Below are 16,952 nucleotides of genomic sequence, written 5' to 3' on the forward strand. Positions count from 1 at the left end.
TGTAAAAGCGTGCGTGGGTTCGAATCCCACATCCTCCTTTCATATTGTTAACGCGGGATGGAGCAGCTAGGTAGCTCGTCGGGCTCATAACCCGAAGGTCGTAGGTTCAAATCCTGCTCCCGCAATATATTTTGGCTCGGTAGCTCAGTTGGTAGAGCAATGGATTGAAGCTCCATGTGTCGGCGGTTCGATTCCGTCTCGCGCCATTATAATTTAATAATCTGGAGAGATAGCGAAGAGGCTAAACGCGGCGGACTGTAAATCCGCTCCTTCGGGTTCGGGGGTTCGAATCCCTCTCTCTCCATACCTTTACGGGCATAGTTTAAAGGTAGAACTAAGGTCTCCAAAACCTTCAGTGTGGGTTCAATTCCTACTGCCCGTGTTTATATTATGGCGGGTGTGGTGAAGTGGTTAACACATCAGATTGTGGCTCTGACATTCGTGGGTTCGATTCCCATCACTCGCCTATTTTATTATTGGGGTATAGCCAAGCGGTAAGGCAAGGGACTTTGACTCCCTCATGCGTTGGTTCGAATCCAGCTACCCCAGTTATACATTGTGCCGGCGTGGCGGAATTGGCAGACGCGCTGGACTCAAAATCCAGTGTCCTCACGGACGTGCCGGTTCGACCCCGGCCGCCGGTATTGCATAATGTAGTTGAAAAGACAAGGTTTCTAAGCCTTGTCTTTTTGTTTTTTCTTTATTTGCTGTTTGTGTGAATTGCTAAAAATTACTAAATTCCTTGACATAAAATTTATTCCAGTGTATAATGTAAGTATATAGTCCATGGACATAAAAAGAAACATCACTCTAAAATATAGAGGACGTAGAAAGAGGTGTGCTATGCTAACAATAAATGCTAAGGAAATTTGTGACGCTGTTGTTCATGATTGGGTTTCTGATTTTAATGAATTGGATAACCAATTTAAGATTAATCTTTCTAGGAGAGATTTTTATCATAAAACTTATCCTATTTTAGGGAATAAAACATTTGATAATTACCTTAAGGATGCGGTTGAGGAATTAACTGGTCAATGTTCACGATATACATATCCAACTTTTAAAAGGAGAGCTGAGATACTAATTTATAATTGTAAGATTCCCAATCTATGTTTTAATAAACTTGACCATACTACAATTATAAATGCGTTGTCACAGATTAATAGTGATATCCAAAAGTCTGTAACTGATTTTATTGATAAAGATAATACATTCGATGGCATTGCTTGGGGGGATTACTTGCTAAGCAACGGTCAGGTTTTAGGAGCAATGGAGGCTGATGTGATTATGTTGTTTGCTTCTTTGTCATATTTGCGTAACATTATAAGTTTTTATGGAGTTCTTCCGTTTCTAATTGAACTATCACATGAGGATGATTGCATTTCCTTCCATTGTGTTGATTTCAATAATTGCTTGAGTATATACTTCGTGAACCTGACTAACCCTCTTGCCTCGCATTTTATTGAATAAGCATTTAATAATTAAAAAGGATACTTATGAGGTATCCTTTTTATATTAGTTCATCAAGTTTATCAGCTAAATCCTTTTGCTTACTAGGATATAAATGTGAATAGGTATCGATTGTAGTGGTTATAGAAGCGTGTCCTAGACGTTCTTTTACAACGAGGTAATCTTCTCCTTGGTTTATTAGTAACGAAGCATGTGAGTGCCTAAAATCGTGTATTCGTATCTTTTTAAGTGTCTCATCACGTTCAAGGATTTTCTTATAATGTTTTTCGATGGAATTCTTTGTGATTATAACAGGGCTGTTCTGAAACACTTGCAAGCTTTGTGTGTCATCGGTATATTCGGCTAATAATTCTGACTGTTGCCTTTGCCAAGTCGATAATTGATTGCTTAGTTTACGATTTATGATAATTCTTCTAGTACCTGCTTTGGTTTTTGTTGTACTGATATGACTAATCCCTTTGTTAACATAAATTGATTTTGTAACGTGAATTGTATTACAGGAAAAGTCTATATCTTTCCATGTCAATGCCAAGGCTTCGCCTAGTCGTAAGCCAGTAAAGAAAAGGACAGTAAACAGTAACTTGATGTTATATTCTTCGACTTCAAATAAAGTTAGAAAGTGTTGAAACTCTGTTACTGTCCAAAACTGCATTTTAGTTTTTTCAATTGGCAATTTTTTTAGTAACTTTACTGGATTTGTATTGTAATAACCTTTTCGCAAACCGACATCAAATATTTTTTTGAGCAATATTATTATTTTATTGATTGTATTTGTGCTTAATGCTTTATCTGAATTTTGTGCTACTTTTTGCCTAAGATGTTCTCTGAATTGGTATATATCCTCATAAGTCAATTTTCCTACATTATCGACGTTTAAAAAGTAATCTTTAATGTGTCGGTTGTAGTTATTCTCTTGCGTGTTGATATAACTAACTTTTCGATGATTTATTATATCTTCTTCTTTAAGTAACTCATAGAGAATAGAAACGCTTATTTTAGCCCCAAAGTAGCGTTCCTTTAGTTCTACACTACGTAGATAGTTTTCTGCCTCAGTTGCTTCTTTTTTGGTTTTATAGCCCTTTCTGATTATTCTACGTTGCTTTAACGTTATCGGGTCAAAACCGTTACTAATATCGACAATCCAACCACTACCGTTTTTATCTTTACGTATTGCCATTTTTACCCCCTAGTGGGCTATTTTGGACATCAAAGCCTAATAATTCAGTTGCCACCGTTGCTGGTATAGTTCCAATACGCTTGTTTTGGTAGACATTGAACCCTCTTGCTATTAAAAGCTCTTTTCCTTGTCGGATAATGCGTTTGGAAGTTCCCTCAGAGAAACCAAGGGCAACTAGGTCATTTTTATTTATAGTTGCTATCATGTGACTTACTCCTTTGTATCTAACCTTATCTTTTTGTAGGTAACGTGATTATCGAAATACTGACCGTCTTTATAGACCTTACTGGTGTATTCCGTTTCATATAGGACGGTTGAGTTATTATAATCAAAAGTTTCATAGGTATAGAACTTATCTTCATCAGGCTTTTTCAGATTACGTGATGATAGATAAGCTTGTTTACCAAAGTTTTCTAATAACTCCTGTCCGATACCTTTTTCAAAGTATTTGGTAACATATCGACCGCGGTTTTCTTTACTGTCGACATCAACTTTATTTATCCGTACTGCTCCATGCCCCCAGAGTTCCAAAAGTTGACGATGTGGGATATAGGGAACGCTGAAAAGTAGAATATGAGCGTGCCATGCTCCACGTTTCTGTTTTTCTAATACTGCAATGTATTTTAACTGGCTTTTCTTTGTTTGGAATATGTGATAATTAAAGCGTTTGATAAATGTTTTAAGTAAGTCTTTGAAATGATTTCTATCGCTGATATTTTCCTTAGTGGTCAATGTTAAAAAAGAAGTCCTATCATCAAAATTACAATCAACTAAACGGAGTAAATTCCACTTTGCTTCTAAGCGAGTTTTCTTCATGCGTTCAAGACGTTGTTCTTGTTCTTCAGGTGTGAGTTCATCAAAGGTTCTGCGTTTTAATTTTTCCTTACTCTCAGTATTAGCTTCTAAATTAGATTTTCCTTTTGAAAATATTGCCTTATCATATTCCCAAATTTCAATATAGGAAGAAGTGCGGACTATTTTTTTATTATACGAAGTCATAAAAAATAGTTCCTTTTAGATTGGCTTTCGCCAAAAGATTGTCTATATAATAAATAAACTAGGAGGAGCAAAGCTCCTCCCTACTTCTATCATGTGATCCTAAGCACCGCTCTGCTAAACACGCTTCCAGCTTGCCGACCTCCAGTCGGTAGTTTTGCCTAGGTACATGATTAGAAGTAGTTATGTATTATTGTTTAATGTTTCGGTTAAACTTATTGGACAAAAATCATTTACATCAACCCCTACGGTAACCCTTCTAGTAGTTATATGATTGAGTGATGGTATTATAACAAAGAACGGGTATGATATGACTTTTACCAACACAACCATCAATAAAATAATGACTTTTTTGGTCATGGTAGATTTTTCCAATATAGCTTGGGTCATTTGCGACCTCTGAAGAAGCAATATGTCCTGAAATAATATCCTTATAAAAATATCCGATACTTGCTGGAAATTTATTAGTAAAAATATCAGGATTAGAATACAATTTCCAATTTTCTCCTAACTCTTCATCAACTCCAGCATGGACAAATATTTGATTATCAGTCTCATAAAAACGTTCTGAATTATAATATTTATTTCTAAACCAATCTACTATTGCAGGATATTCAGAAGTAACACAGTCTCTTATTTTCTTGTTAATTTGAACTAGGCATTCTTCATCAGATATAGAAAAATCTGATACAACTGTATCAATGATATTTTTTTGCTTATTCTGACCAATGAAACTAATTATAGTATCATAGGAAGTGTATTTAGAATCTCCGTCTTCCTCAAAGAGCCACTCAGAAAAATATTCTTCATGATTTCCTAATAAGGTGATAACCTGGTCAGGAAACTTCTTTTCTAGTTCAATGATTTTTGAGATAACTTGAAAAGATTGTGAACCGCCATCTATATAATCGCCAAGCAATATAAGTCGATTGTCCGCATCAGATAAATCCACTTTTGATAGGCTTTCAATAAATTCATCATAATGTCCATGAATATCGGACATGGCATAAATTTTAGACATAAAAAATTCCTATTGAATTAACTTTTTTAATGTTTCGTATGTTTCTAAATTTCCCCAATTTGTCGAGATGACTGTTAATTCATTGTGTTTGTCATCATGGATAATCAAATCACCATTTCCGATAACTTGATATTCATGATGGTTATTAAGGTATAATGAAAATGTATCAATTCCAATAATATTATTAGAAGCATCAATATTTTTTTGGGGAGTATGACCTACAATCTGTTTGGGATGTTTCAAGTTTGTTTTTTCTTTTAGCTCGCTTAAATCTGCCCACAGAGGAGAACCAGTTTCAAATAGTCCTCCTCGTTTTGTTCCAATGCTATCAGCCAACTCTTCTAGTTTGTGAAGATGTCTTGAGGTGATTTTTTCAAAGTGCCAAGGTTCAGGGTTGAAAAGAGTGGTATATCCTGCGTGACTGATAAGAAAATCATTCAATTGATACGCTACTTGTAATCCTAGTTCTTTTAATTGTTCTTTAATAGCAAAAAACACTTCTATATTTTCAACAGAATACTGACTGACGAAATTTATAAGATAATCTGCATCGTGGTTACCGATGATATTGATAACCTCCAAACCATTGGCTTCCATATTCTTTTTCCAACTAAATAAAAATGTGAGGTCACGTGCATAGAGATTTATATTATTTGTTTGACCAGGAAAATCAACATAATCTCCGAGTAAAATAACTCTTTTGACATTATTATCCTTGATAACATTGTCAACTATTGGCAAAATTAGTTGAGATTTCAGATGTAAATCTCCGACTAGTAATGTTTTCATTTGAGCTCCTATCTTGCATTTACTGCGTAGACATAATTTAAGTAATTAGCAAAATCCCCCATTCGTTTTCTATCGTCATGAAACTTATCAAACCAAGAGGTATCATTTCCAATTTTTTCAGCGTATCGTTTAATAATTTTGAGTTGAATAATAATTGAATCATGAATCCGCGTCCTTGATTTATTAGCAGAATCCTTCTCGGCTAATGGTATAGTTAAGAACTTCCCACGTGCCTCGGCATATTGAGCACATAGCTCAATTAGTCTTTGCCAGTATTCAAGGAATTCTGAATCATGGATATTTACCGAGCTGATTAAATCTTCATAAATCTTTTCAGCTTGTTCAAAAGTAATTATTCCTTTGTCTTTTAGAAAATCGTTATAAGTAAAAACTTGCATTGTAAAACTCCTTTATATGTTTTGTTATATTTTAACATAACTATTTTGTTACAGGTAAGACATCAGAGCAAGCAAACCAAAGATTGCCATTGAATTGTCCAACGTTCAAATCTTTAAGCGCAACAGGACAAGTCTTGTTGTTTGCCATTTCTTGAACAGAAGCAGTAGGGGTTAAAGTGTTGACTTTGACTTGTATCATCTCCATAAAGAAATCTGAATTTTCGTCTTGAATTGATACGTTAAGTCGTAAAGCTACGGGTTTATTTGTTTCTCTGTCTAACACTTCTGTATAACCTTTTACAGCAAAGAAACGATTACCCAATAGTTCGGGTTTCAAAAAGTCATTTAATTTCATGTATACCTCATTTCTATCATCGCAGAGCGATGAGGAACAGATATTGTTGCTGAAAATCTAGCGAATTTAAGCAACAACATCCGTTGGAATTAGTTTGTTTCTGTTAAATAAAGTTGTAATTCTTTGATAAAGTCAAATTGAGTGGTATCAAGATAAGGACTTTCCCAGTATTGTGCTGTCTCCTTGCCTGAACCTTGCATATAAAGATAACCTGCACCTTTTTCTTCGATAGGTTTCAACTTATCAGGAGTAGCCGAACCAAAGACCATACGGTAGCCCTCAGTAGAATTAGCACCAAGAGCAATTCTCAACCCCAAGTTATCTCTAAGGTCGGTATTTAGGGTTTCGGCTCTCATTTGTTGAGCTGACACAAGGATAAATATGCCTGCTTGTCTTCCTAGTAGAATAATTTGTTTAATGCTATCCATAACTTCAACAATAATTTCTTTTGATTTTTTATCTGTTCCTGAAGCTTGAAATGCTCCCATTTCATCGAAGATAAGCCATATTGGTTTAAAATCATGGTTGGTAAAATTTGAGCCGTATTGAAAGTTATCCCGCATATATTGATATCGTTCTTGCATTTCTTCAACTACTAAACGGACAATACGAGCGATATTATTCGGAGTTGTTGCTACATACTTTTCTCCGAAATAATATGATAAGCTACCTAGGTCAGAATTTTTAGGGTCTGCTATATAGACAGTTGATTGTCGTTTGAGAAGTTCTAAAATCAAGAAAGATATGAAAACAGATTTTCCACTTCCAGTACCACCAGCAACTAGAATATGAGGGCACTTGACAGGATTATAATTTACACCATATCCTAACTCTATATTAAGGTTATCAATTTCTTGCTTCTGGTTGTGAGATTGAAGAACTAACCTATCAGGTTTTTTGTAATAGAAATGGTATTCCACAAAACTAGGACGGATAATTTTTTCTTCTAGTTCCAGTTCGAGTACTCCAGCAAGAATATCATCAAGTGATTGTACCTTTTTGCTAAATTCATCACCAGTAATCAGAGCTTTGATAAGAATATGCCCTTTTTGTTTGTCTAGCTCGTATTGTAAGATTACACTTCTAGAGATTCTTTCATATCCTGAGCTATCTTTATATGTTGTATAAAGGTGGTTTGTATGTAATACATACAATAAGCTTTCTCTGATAATCAGGTAATAATCTAAATGATATCTAAAATATTTTAATTGACGATGAAATTTGTATATGATAAATCCTGCTAGAATAAATAAAGGGATTTTAATAAGGTCAGGGGCTCTCATATTTGCAATAATAGTAAGCATAATGCAGATAGAAAGGCTTAATATTGACCAATGAGCTATCTTTAATTTGCTAGTTGAAATAATATAATTTCTTTTTAAGTCAGCGACTTGCTTTGGTTTGAACATAATCAGCACCTCATGGAGAATTATAAAGAAATAGTTGCTGATAAAATCGCATGGTCTGGGTAGCCTACTTGGCTTTTATAATCAGGATTTTTTAAGAATTCCCAAGAATAATTTTCATTTACTATAGGGATATTTGCAAAAATATGGTCTAACTTACAATACTTCCAAGAGTTTAAATCTGATGGAGTATATACAGTTAAGCCTGCCTTGCTCATTATCGACTTAAGTAATGGATAAGAGTAAAACTCTCTAGCTTTTCCTTGATAGGAATGAATATCATCATTCTGTTTGAAAAAACCATTATTAAAGTCACCTAGAATGATGGTATTTTCATGACTTGCAGGCAAATTTGAAATTAGATTATCTAGTTGTATTTTGCGCTCTTTAAAATCTTCAATGATATCTTTCCCACCAGTTTTTATACGAGTACCGACAATATTTAATTCCTTACCAAATATATTTACTGTAACTCGTAAAAAGTTTGGATTACTATCATCATTATCAATGGTAGTGAATTTACTATCAGAAATTAAGGAACTTTTGATAGCTACTAAGATTTCGTTTCCGAATTCAAGAGAACGGTCATCTTCAAAAACCTCATAGCCAATATCCTGCAATCTAGCACAGAATAAATTATGGGATTCTGTCTTGACATATTCTGTCAGACATATAATATCTGCGTTCAATTGTCTTAGTTCAGTTACAACCATATCAGGAATTTGTCTGCCAAGTCCTGAACGCTGATTGATATTCCAAGTAGAAACTGTAAGTTGTGTCATAAAACTGTCCTCCAAAAAATTTAGCAAGAGGAGGAATTCCTCCTGCTAGTCGTCTACTCCGTCAAAGATTTCTCCTTGTTCGTCCTCATCATAATAACTTTCCAATTCTTCATAGAAGTAATCTAAAGCTTCTTGGTCGGTAGTATTCATAGTATTCTCCTTTTTGTTTTTTGTCCGTATCGAAAATAGGACATATTAGTTATAACAAAGTTAAAAAGATTTGTCAACAAAAAATGTCCAAAATATTATTTGGACACTATTTTCTTATTGATTCGGTTTTTAGTTCCGTAAATAACTGAATGAACTGACTGTGATTTGCGGGAGCGATGTAATCTAAAATTTTTTGTTCATATATTTCAAAAATCTCTTCAATATTCTGAGAAGTAGAATTCAAAAAGTCAGGATTTTTCCTTAATAATATTACAGCTTTAAGTATAAATTTTAACGTAACACCCAACGTAATACTTCTTGTTCCAATAAATTGAGGAAGATATGATTTATAGTACTTTATCGTTTCTTCAAGTTGAGGTGTAATCTGTATTCTAAGTCGTAAATCTTTTTCTTCAAAATTGGTATTTTCGATTTTTATAGAATTATCAGAAATTATTTTTTCCCAACTATTTATACCAGATATTTCATCGATTGCTTTAGCGATGACAAATGCTTGAGTTATATAGTCAGAGGTTTCATCTTGATAAATCTTTTTCAAATAATTAAAATAATATGCTGTTTCTATAGATATTCTAGCTTGAAAATAGTTCATTAAGTTCTCCTACCCAATTTTTTTCTTGGTATCATTATAACATGGACATAAAAAAAATCAAATTAAGAATAATATTGATACTTATATATTGAAGAAAAGTAAATCCTAAAAAGTTACTAAAAATAAAAAAATCTACCATTTTTTTGATAGAAGTAGTTACTTATAATGCCGATTTTATCGGTTTTCATCCTATTAAAACTTCGAGTGCCAAACTCAAAATCCAGTGTCCTCACGGACGTGCCGGTTCGACCCCGGCCGCCGGTATTGCATAATGTAGTTGAAAAGATAAGGTTTCTCCACCTTGTCTTTTTTGTTTTTTATCAACTAAAGATAAATTTTTTATCATCCATGGTGTTAAAAATCTTCTGTTCAATTTGTTTGAAAATAGTGTTGAAATTTCGTATGTTTAACATTGATGTATTGACGGATGGTTTAGTCTATGTTATATTGTTGAAGATTGAAACTAGAGAGCTTATGAACTTTATTTTCCGAAATTTTAATATGCTTTTATTATTGGTATTTAGAAGTAACGTTTGATGGGTTCTTGGCTATAAGGTTTTAAGTCTCCAGTCTTTATTGGAGTACTAAGTCTTATCATAGGTGGTGGCTAATGGCAATTTTAAAAGTTTTCTCTTTGGATGCAGGTCGGAAATATTTCACTGTCGACCAGCTTAAAGAAATCATAGACCATGTGAGTAAGGAGGGGTATTCTGATTTTCACTTGCTATTAGGAAATGATGGCATGCGTTTCCTTTTAGATGACATGAGTTTGTCTGTCGATGGTATAGAGTATGAAAGTGAAGCTGTTAAAGAGGCTATAAAGGCTGGTAACAGAGCCTATTATGATGATCCTAATGGGAATGCTTTAACCGAATCTGAAATGGATGATCTCATCAATTACGCTAAGAGCAAATATATTAATATTATTCCTGCTGTAAATAGTCCGGGACATATGGATGCTATTTTAGATGCTATGGAAAGTTTGGGAATAGAGAATCCTCATTTTACTTATAATCATAAAAAATCTGACCGGACAATTGATCTGGATAACACATCAGCCGTTCACTTTACAAAAGCTTTCATTGGCAAATATGTCTCCTATTTTTCAGGGAAAGCTGATTATTTTAATATTGGTTTAGATGAATATGCTAATGATGCAACAGATGCCAAAGGTTGGGCTGTGCTTCAAACTACTGGGAAATATGGTAAATTTGTTCAATACGCCAATGATTTAACAGCTATTGTTAAAGCTGGTAAGTTAACACCGATTGCCTTTAATGATGGTGTTTACTATAACAATGTGGATGACGATGCTTTCGATAAGGAGCTCGTTATTTCTTATTGGACTGCAGGTTGGACTGGCTATGATGTTGCAAAAGCAAAATTTATTTCTGACAAAGGTCATGCTATCTTAAATACAAACGATGCTTGGTATTACGTTATTGGTCGAGAAAATAGCGCTTCGGGCCACTATCATGTAGAGCAAGGGAAAAGTGGTATAAAAAATGTGCCATTTAGTCAGGTTCCGGGTGCTAATCCTGATGAGATTCCGATTATGGGAAGTATGGTTGCAACATGGGCTGATGATCCATCAGGTCTATTTGTCATGGAAACTTATAAGAATTATTTGACCTTATTCTCAAATAAAAACAGAGATTATTTCTTTATTGATTAGTGAGCAGTATTCGGAGGTGTTTCATTTGTTCCTAAGAATGATAGCCAACGAATCAGCATAAGAACCACTTGATTTGCTAGAAGTCAGTTTTAATAGTCTGTTTAGCTACATAATCGGAAAGACTGAGCGCACCTGTTGGTTATCAACCGTAGTGGACAAGTAGATAGTCTACCCTTTGTTTTTTCATTTTTTGCTATCTTAAAGCTTGCTTCTCTAGCTTTATTGTGTTATAATTAACCGGTTAACAAAGGAGAACGTTCATGTCTAATTTAGCTAAATTAATCGATAAGAGTTTACATGAGATTGTCTTGTCTTCTGAAAATCAATTGGAAATTCTAGTTGGTCATTGTCAGAGTGATATCACATTAACGAATACACAAGAACATATTTTAATGTTGATTGAGAATAATGAGTTTACGAGTTCTGAAATTGCTAAGCAATTAAATGTTAGTCAGGCAGCTATTACAAAGGCTGTTAAATCTCTGATGGCAAAGGAAATGCTGATTGCGGTTAGGGATTCTCAAGATGCTCGTGTTGTTCGTTATACTTTAACTGAACTGGCAAAGCCTATTGCTGCGGAACATACCCACCACCATGCGCATACGCTTGAAGTTTATGAGGAATTAGCTTCGTCTTATTCTGAATCTGAACAAAAAGTAATTAGCCGGTTCTTAGAAGACTTAGTAGGAAAGATTAAAAAATAGAATGAGATACATTACAGTAGAGAATCTTTCTTTTTATTATGACAATGAGCCAGTTTTGGAGAATATCAATTACCATTTGGATAGTGGTGAATTTGTTACCTTAACAGGTGAGAATGGTGCTGCTAAAACTACGCTTATCAAGGCGACTTTAGGTATCTTGAAACCAAAAAAGGGGACAGTTCACATTTCTGAAATGAGTATCCGAGGAAAAAAACTTCGAATGGCTTATTTACCTCAACAAATTTCTTCTTTTAATGCCGGTTTTCCAAGTACGGTTTATGAATTTGTGACATCTGGTCGTTATCCAAGAAGGGGCTGGTTTCGTCGTTTGACGGATCATGACGAGGAGCACATTCGCATTAGTTTGGAATCTGTTGGAATGTGGGAACACCGTGATAAGCGATTGGGGTCTTTAAGTGGAGGCCAAAAACAACGTGCAGTTATTGCCCGTATGTTTGCTTCGGATCCGGATATTTTTATTTTGGATGAGCCGACTACTGGGATGGACAGTGGTACGAAGACAGCTTTTTATGAGTTGATGCACCATGCTGCTAAAAAACATGGGAAATCGGTTTTAATGATCACCCATGACCCAGATGAATTAACGGATTACGCAGATCGGAATATTTACTTGGTACGTAACCAAGACTCACCTTGGCGTTGTTTCAATGTTCATGAAGTAGACGAGGAGGTGCAGGATGTTTGATACTAGTCTGTTTCAGTATGAATTCATGCAGCGGGCCTTTCAGGCTGTCCTTGCTATGAGTTTGTTTTCGCCTGTTCTTGGAATTTTTTTGATACTACGCCGGCAGAGTTTGATGAGTGATACCTTGAGTCACGTTTCGTTAGCTGGTGTTGCCTTTGGTGTGGTATTAGGAATTTCTCCAACATTTTCAACAGTAGCGATTGTTATTGTAGCAGCTGTTTTTCTTGAATACTTACGAACAATCTATAAGCATTTTATGGAAATAGGAACAGCTATTTTGATGTCTACGGGGCTAGCGGTTTCTTTGGTCGTCATGAGTAAATCTGGTGGCCGCAGTAGTGTGAGCTTAGAGCAGTATTTATTTGGATCCATTGTTACGATTAGCAAAGAGCAGGTTATTGCTTTGTTTGTGATCGCAGCAATTGTACTTTTGCTGGCTGTTCTTTTCTTGCGGCCTATGTACATATTAACATTTGATGAAGATACGGCATACGTGGACGGACTTCCTGTTCGAGCGATGTCGATTGCCTTTAATATTGTGACAGGTGTTGCGATTGCTTTGATGATTCCGGCAGCTGGCGCTCTCTTGGTTTCAACCATTATGGTTTTACCAGCATCTATTGCCTTAAAGCTTGGAAAAAGTTTTAAAACGGTTATTGTGATTGGTATGCTTGTCGGATTTATTGGTATGATGTCTGGTTTGTTTGTCTCTTACCATATGGAAACGCCGGCTAGTGCCAGTATTACTTTAATTTTTATCAGTATTTTTTTACTGGTTAATCTTGTCTATAAAATAAAAAAATAGGAGGAACTTATGAAAAAGTTAGCGAAATTTGGTTTAGCCTTATCGATTTTGGCTTTGGCTGCGTGCTCCAATACAAACGGTGGCTCTTCAAAAGAGGATGAAATCGATATTGTTGCAACCTTTTATCCTGTCTATGAATTTACAAAACAGGTTGTTGGGGATGAAGCCAATGTTGATTTGTTGATTGAAGCTGGAACAGAGGTTCATGGGTTTGAGCCGTCTGCTAAAGACATTGCCATTATCCAAGAAGCAGATACATTTGTCTATGAAGATGAAAACATGGAAACATGGGTCCCAAAAGTATTGGAATCAGTGGATACAGAGAAGGTGGATGTCATCAAGGCAACAGAGGGAATGTTGTTGATGCCTGGTGGTGAGGAACACGATCACGATCATGCCCACGGAGAAGAGGGGCACCATCATGAGTTTGATCCGCATGTTTGGTTATCGCCAGAGCGTTCGATCACTTTGGTAGAAACCATTCGTGATCAGTTAGTGGAACAGTATCCAGATAAGAAAAAAGTATTTGAAAAAAATGCGGATGCCTATATTGAAAAATTGGAAGCCTTGCATGATAAATACTCAGATACATTATCTCAGGCTAAGCAAAAATACTTTGTGACCCAACATACAGCTTTTGCTTATTTGGCTTTGGACTATGGGTTGAAACAAGTATCGATTACGGGAGTATCTGCCGATGAGGATCCAACTCCAACCCGCTTGGCAGAATTGACAGAATATGTAAAAAATTATGGCATTAAATACATCTACTTTGAGGAAAATGCTTCTAAATCAGTCGCTGAAACATTAGCAAAAGAAGCAGGTGTCGAGTTGGAAGTATTGAACCCGCTTGAAAGTCTAACCAATGAAGCCATGGAAGCTGGTGAAGACTACATTTCTGTCATGGAAGATAACCTAGCTGCTTTGGAAAAAACAACCAGCCAAGAAGGAAAAGAGATTCTTCCTGAGGATGGAGCAGAAAATACAAAAACAGTCTACAATGGCTACTTTGAAGATAGCGCTGTTGCGGATCGTGCATTGTCTGACTACGAAGGAAACTGGCAATCGGTTTACCCATACTTATTAGATGGGACCTTTGATCAAGTTTGGGATTACAAAGCTAAGAAATCTGGTAGCATGACGGCTGAGGAATACAAAGAATACTATGATATTGGCTACAAGACTGATGTTGAACAAATCAATATTAAGGGTGATACCATGGAATTTGTCGTCGATGGTAAGGGTCAAAAATATACCTACAAGTATGTTGGTTATAAAATTTTGACCTACAAGAAAGGTAACCGTGGGGTTCGTTTCTTGTTTGAAGCAACAGATGCAGATGCTGGAAATTACAAATATGTTCAGTTTAGTGACCACAACATCGCTCCTGTTAAGACAGGTCACTTCCATATCTACTTCGGTGGTGAAAGCCAAGAAAAACTCTTAGAAGAAATGGAAAATTGGCCAACGTACTATCCAGTTGGTATGACAGCTATGGAAATTGCGCAGGAAATGTTAGCACACTAATTGCAAAGCGAAAAGCGTTGAGTCTTCAACGCTTTTTCTTGACAAGAAAGGATTACAACTGTAAACTTTATAGAAAAGGAGGTGCGGTCATGGATACTGCAATTTCAGGTGCAGAATGGCAAGTCATGCGGGTCTTGTGGGCCAATCCAGGTGCAACGTCAACAGATGTCGTTCAGGCATTAGAAGCTGGGTTTGATTGGCAACCGGTCACGATCAAAACGCTTTTAGGACGTTTGCGAAAAAAAGGCTATTTGAAAATGGAAAAAATCGAAAAGAAGTACCGTTATTGGCCTTGTGTTAATGAAGAGCATCATTTACATGCTCAATTAACAATTTTGTTGGAGAATTCCTGTTCGACTAAAAATGCTGACTTGGTATTTCAGTTATTAAAGCAGGGCAGCTTTTCAAGAAAAGACTTAGAGAAGATTGCTAGAGAGGTTGAAGTTTTGTTGCCGAAAGCACCAGAAACGATTCCCTGTCACTGCTTACCGGGTCAATGTACTTGTCATTAAAAAAGAGGCTGGGACAAATGTTCTAGCCTTCTAATCATTTATCATCAATCAAACAAGACGTAGTGGTTGAGTGGGATCTAATTCGCTGATTTCCTCAACTTTTACTATTTTTAGAAAAGTATCTAGGGAGAATTGCAATGGTGAAAGCTCAATTTGTTCCCAAAAACCATCCTCTTTTACCCGTGGTATTAGGTGGACGTGAAAGTGTGTTCCTGCATCAAGAAGATCTTTGTCGTTGCTTGCCATGGTGACGCCGTCGATAGGGAGTTCGGTTTCCAAAATCTGGATGAGTTTGACTTCCAGCTCGATCAGCTCTTGCAATTGTTCTGGAGGGAGCTGAGTGATACTAGTGACATGTTTGTTGCTGATAATGAGCAGATGTCCTGTTTGAATAGGATCAATGTCCAATACGACCTTAAAGGATGTAGTTTGGCATAAAATCTGTTCTGGTGAGATATGGTTGCAAAAGATACAGTTCATAGTCATGTTCTCCTATTTTTAATTGTAGACTAAAAAGGGAAAGAGAGTCAGAAATTTGCAGATAAGAGAAAAAACGAGCTCAGCTCGTTTTTTAATAGGTCAAGACAAAATATTTTTTCTTTCCACGGCGGATAACGGTGAGTTCACCATCAATCTTGTCGCTATCGGACAAGTTATAGTCGAGGTCTTGTACACGATCACCGTTGACATAGATGGCACCGTTTTGGACATCTTCACGGGCTTGGCGCTTGGAGTTGACAACGCCAGCTGTTACCAAGATTTCAACGATGTTTAAATCGTCCTCTGTTTGGACAGCGTAGTTGGGAACGTTGCTGAGACCTGCTTTGAGTTCGTCAGCTGAAAGCCCCTTGATGTTTCCTGCAAAGAGTTGCTCTGTGATGTTCAAGGCTTGCTGATATGCAGCTTCACCGTGAACAAGAGTTACAACTTCTTTAGCTAAGATTTTTTGGGCCAAGCGTTCGTGTGGTGCAGCTTCAAACTGAACACGGATGTCTTCGATTTCATCTAAGCTCAAGAAAGTAAAGATTTTTAAGAAACGAACGGCATCTGCGTCCATAACATTAAGCCAGAATTGGTACATTTCATAAGGACTGGTTTTGGAAGCGTCTAACCATACGGCGTTTCCTTCTGATTTTCCGAATTTTTTACCAGTTGAGTCGGTAATGAGTGGAACGGTAATCACGTGGCCGGTCTTGTCAGCCTTGCGGCGAAGCAATTCAGTACCTGCAGTCATATTACCCCATTGATCAGAGCCACCGATTTGGAGGGTAACGTTGTGTGTGCGGTTGAGTTCAAAGAAATCATAGCCTTGCATGATTTGGTAGGCAAACTCGGTGTAGGAAATACCTGTCTCAATCCGTTTTTTTACGGATTCCTTGCTCATCATGTAATTGACAGTGAAGTATTTGCCGACATCGCGTAAGAAGTCAATGAAGCTAACAGAAGCAAACCAGTCGTAGTTGTTGACCATTTCAGCCTTGTTCTCTCCGTTTTCAAAATCAAGGAAGCGAGAGAGTTGGCCTTGGATTTTTTCAACCCAGCCATCAACAGTTTCCTTGGTTTGAAGGCTACGTTCTGCGTCTTTAAAGGATGGGTCGCCGATCAGTCCAGTTGCTCCTCCGACAAGAGCAAACGGCTTATGGCCTGCTAATTGGAGACGGCGATTGGTTAAGATAGCTACCAAGTGTCCCAGGTGTAAACTATCTGCTGTTGGATCATAGCCTGTATAAAATGATACTTTTCCTTCTGTCAAAGCTTTTTCAAGCGCTTCTTCGTCAGTGGTTTGGAAGACCAAGCCACGAGCTTTTAATTCTTCAAAAATATTCATATTTCGACTCTTTTCTAGTTTCTTATCTTACTATTATA

Annotated in this window: 19 protein-coding genes and 7 tRNA genes; 14 read left to right on the forward strand and 12 right to left on the reverse strand. The window is 36.4% G+C overall.

Features of this window, described 5'->3' with window-relative positions:
* The first annotated feature begins 51 nt into the window (after positions 1 to 51).
* The 8 genes from ACVR1I_RS06710 to ACVR1I_RS06745 all read left to right on the forward strand — a co-directional run bounded on the left by ACVR1I_RS06710 (position 52) and on the right by ACVR1I_RS06745 (position 1,470).
* Positions 52 to 125 (forward strand) — tRNA-Met (locus ACVR1I_RS06710).
* A gap of 8 nt (positions 126 to 133) precedes the next feature.
* Positions 134 to 206, forward strand: a tRNA-Phe gene (locus ACVR1I_RS06715).
* A gap of 17 nt (positions 207 to 223) precedes the next feature.
* Positions 224 to 304: transfer RNA gene (locus ACVR1I_RS06720), tRNA-Tyr, on the forward strand.
* A 7-nt stretch (positions 305 to 311) separates the two neighbouring features.
* Positions 312 to 382, forward strand: a tRNA-Trp gene (locus tag ACVR1I_RS06725).
* 11 nt (positions 383 to 393) lie between these two features.
* Positions 394 to 466: transfer RNA gene (locus ACVR1I_RS06730), tRNA-His, on the forward strand.
* Positions 467 to 477: 11 nt separating this feature from the next.
* Positions 478 to 549 (forward strand) — tRNA-Gln (locus ACVR1I_RS06735).
* A gap of 11 nt (positions 550 to 560) precedes the next feature.
* Positions 561 to 644: transfer RNA gene (locus tag ACVR1I_RS06740), tRNA-Leu, on the forward strand.
* A gap of 199 nt (positions 645 to 843) precedes the next feature.
* Positions 844 to 1,470, forward strand: coding sequence for a hypothetical protein (locus ACVR1I_RS06745; protein WP_447443267.1), 627 nt, complete (start codon positions 844 to 846; stop codon positions 1,468 to 1,470).
* Positions 1,471 to 1,510: 40 nt separating this feature from the next.
* Here ACVR1I_RS06745 and ACVR1I_RS06750 read toward each other — a convergent pair whose 3' ends face one another.
* The 10 genes from ACVR1I_RS06750 to ACVR1I_RS06795 all read right to left on the reverse strand — a co-directional run bounded on the left by ACVR1I_RS06750 (position 1,511) and on the right by ACVR1I_RS06795 (position 9,157).
* Entirely contained in the window at positions 1,511 to 2,647 is a 1,137-nt protein-coding gene (locus tag ACVR1I_RS06750) for a site-specific integrase (protein WP_447443268.1), read from the reverse strand.
* Positions 2,634 to 2,852 (reverse strand): DUF3173 domain-containing protein, encoded by a 219-nt coding sequence (locus tag ACVR1I_RS06755; RefSeq protein WP_024403297.1) that lies wholly within the window; start codon positions 2,850 to 2,852, stop codon positions 2,634 to 2,636. The genes ACVR1I_RS06750 and ACVR1I_RS06755 overlap by 14 nt, the downstream gene beginning before the upstream one ends.
* A 5-nt stretch (positions 2,853 to 2,857) precedes the next feature.
* Complete coding sequence (locus tag ACVR1I_RS06760) at positions 2,858 to 3,646, reverse strand: rolling circle replication-associated protein (RefSeq protein WP_336371117.1); 789 nt, start codon at positions 3,644 to 3,646, stop codon at positions 2,858 to 2,860.
* 256 nt (positions 3,647 to 3,902) lie between these two features.
* Positions 3,903 to 4,664 carry a metallophosphoesterase gene (locus ACVR1I_RS06765; RefSeq protein ID WP_447443269.1) on the reverse strand — a complete coding sequence of 254 codons (762 nt, stop codon included), beginning with the start codon at positions 4,662 to 4,664 and terminating at the stop codon, positions 3,903 to 3,905.
* Between the two features lie 9 nt (positions 4,665 to 4,673).
* Positions 4,674 to 5,453: a metallophosphoesterase family protein gene (locus ACVR1I_RS06770; protein ID WP_000854575.1), complete on the reverse strand. Its 780-nt coding sequence runs from the start codon at positions 5,451 to 5,453 to the stop codon at positions 4,674 to 4,676.
* An 8-nt stretch (positions 5,454 to 5,461) separates the two neighbouring features.
* Positions 5,462 to 5,851: a hypothetical protein gene (locus ACVR1I_RS06775; protein WP_024403293.1), complete on the reverse strand. Its 390-nt coding sequence runs from the start codon at positions 5,849 to 5,851 to the stop codon at positions 5,462 to 5,464.
* Positions 5,852 to 5,891: 40 nt separating this feature from the next.
* Positions 5,892 to 6,206 (reverse strand): hypothetical protein, encoded by a 315-nt coding sequence (locus ACVR1I_RS06780; protein ID WP_447443270.1) that lies wholly within the window; start codon positions 6,204 to 6,206, stop codon positions 5,892 to 5,894.
* Positions 6,207 to 6,295: 89 nt separating this feature from the next.
* The gene (locus ACVR1I_RS06785) at positions 6,296 to 7,615 is read right to left on the reverse strand and encodes an FtsK/SpoIIIE domain-containing protein (RefSeq protein ID WP_447443271.1); all 1,320 of its coding nucleotides are present in this window, start codon (positions 7,613 to 7,615) and stop codon (positions 6,296 to 6,298) included.
* 20 nt (positions 7,616 to 7,635) lie between these two features.
* Entirely contained in the window at positions 7,636 to 8,394 is a 759-nt protein-coding gene (locus ACVR1I_RS06790; RefSeq protein WP_041790302.1) for an endonuclease/exonuclease/phosphatase family protein, read from the reverse strand.
* A 256-nt stretch (positions 8,395 to 8,650) separates the two neighbouring features.
* Entirely contained in the window at positions 8,651 to 9,157 is a 507-nt protein-coding gene (locus tag ACVR1I_RS06795; RefSeq protein WP_114866104.1) for a hypothetical protein, read from the reverse strand.
* A gap of 610 nt (positions 9,158 to 9,767) precedes the next feature.
* Between ACVR1I_RS06795 and ACVR1I_RS06800 the strand changes: the two genes are divergently transcribed.
* The 6 genes from ACVR1I_RS06800 (at position 9,768) to ACVR1I_RS06825 (ending at position 15,086) form a co-directional block, all read left to right on the forward strand.
* On the forward strand, positions 9,768 to 10,832 hold the full coding sequence (locus ACVR1I_RS06800) for a beta-N-acetylhexosaminidase (protein ID WP_447443272.1): 1,065 nt from the start codon (positions 9,768 to 9,770) through the stop codon (positions 10,830 to 10,832).
* A 260-nt stretch (positions 10,833 to 11,092) separates the two neighbouring features.
* Complete coding sequence (locus ACVR1I_RS06805) at positions 11,093 to 11,536, forward strand: zinc-dependent MarR family transcriptional regulator (protein ID WP_447443273.1); 444 nt, start codon at positions 11,093 to 11,095, stop codon at positions 11,534 to 11,536.
* Position 11,537: 1 nt separating this feature from the next.
* A complete protein-coding gene (locus ACVR1I_RS06810) occupies positions 11,538 to 12,242 on the forward strand; it encodes a metal ABC transporter ATP-binding protein (RefSeq protein ID WP_447443274.1) in 705 nt (234 codons plus the stop codon).
* On the forward strand, positions 12,235 to 13,047 hold the full coding sequence (locus tag ACVR1I_RS06815; protein ID WP_447443275.1) for a metal ABC transporter permease: 813 nt from the start codon (positions 12,235 to 12,237) through the stop codon (positions 13,045 to 13,047). The genes ACVR1I_RS06810 and ACVR1I_RS06815 overlap by 8 nt, the downstream gene beginning before the upstream one ends.
* Before the next feature lie 9 nt (positions 13,048 to 13,056).
* Positions 13,057 to 14,574, forward strand: a complete 1,518-nt coding sequence (locus tag ACVR1I_RS06820) for a metal ABC transporter solute-binding protein, Zn/Mn family (protein ID WP_447443276.1) — start codon at positions 13,057 to 13,059, stop codon at positions 14,572 to 14,574.
* Between the two features lie 89 nt (positions 14,575 to 14,663).
* Complete coding sequence (locus tag ACVR1I_RS06825) at positions 14,664 to 15,086, forward strand: BlaI/MecI/CopY family transcriptional regulator (RefSeq protein ID WP_447443277.1); 423 nt, start codon at positions 14,664 to 14,666, stop codon at positions 15,084 to 15,086.
* A 48-nt stretch (positions 15,087 to 15,134) separates the two neighbouring features.
* Here the strand turns inward: ACVR1I_RS06825 and ACVR1I_RS06830 are convergent, their stop codons facing one another.
* On the reverse strand, positions 15,135 to 15,566 hold the full coding sequence (locus tag ACVR1I_RS06830; protein ID WP_447443465.1) for an HIT family protein: 432 nt from the start codon (positions 15,564 to 15,566) through the stop codon (positions 15,135 to 15,137).
* A gap of 91 nt (positions 15,567 to 15,657) precedes the next feature.
* Positions 15,658 to 16,914 carry a tyrosine--tRNA ligase gene (tyrS, locus tag ACVR1I_RS06835; protein WP_447443278.1) on the reverse strand — a complete coding sequence of 419 codons (1,257 nt, stop codon included), beginning with the start codon at positions 16,912 to 16,914 and terminating at the stop codon, positions 15,658 to 15,660.
* Between the last annotated feature and the right edge of the window lie 38 nt (positions 16,915 to 16,952).

The sequence above is a fragment of the Streptococcus cameli genome (assembly GCF_053207365.1).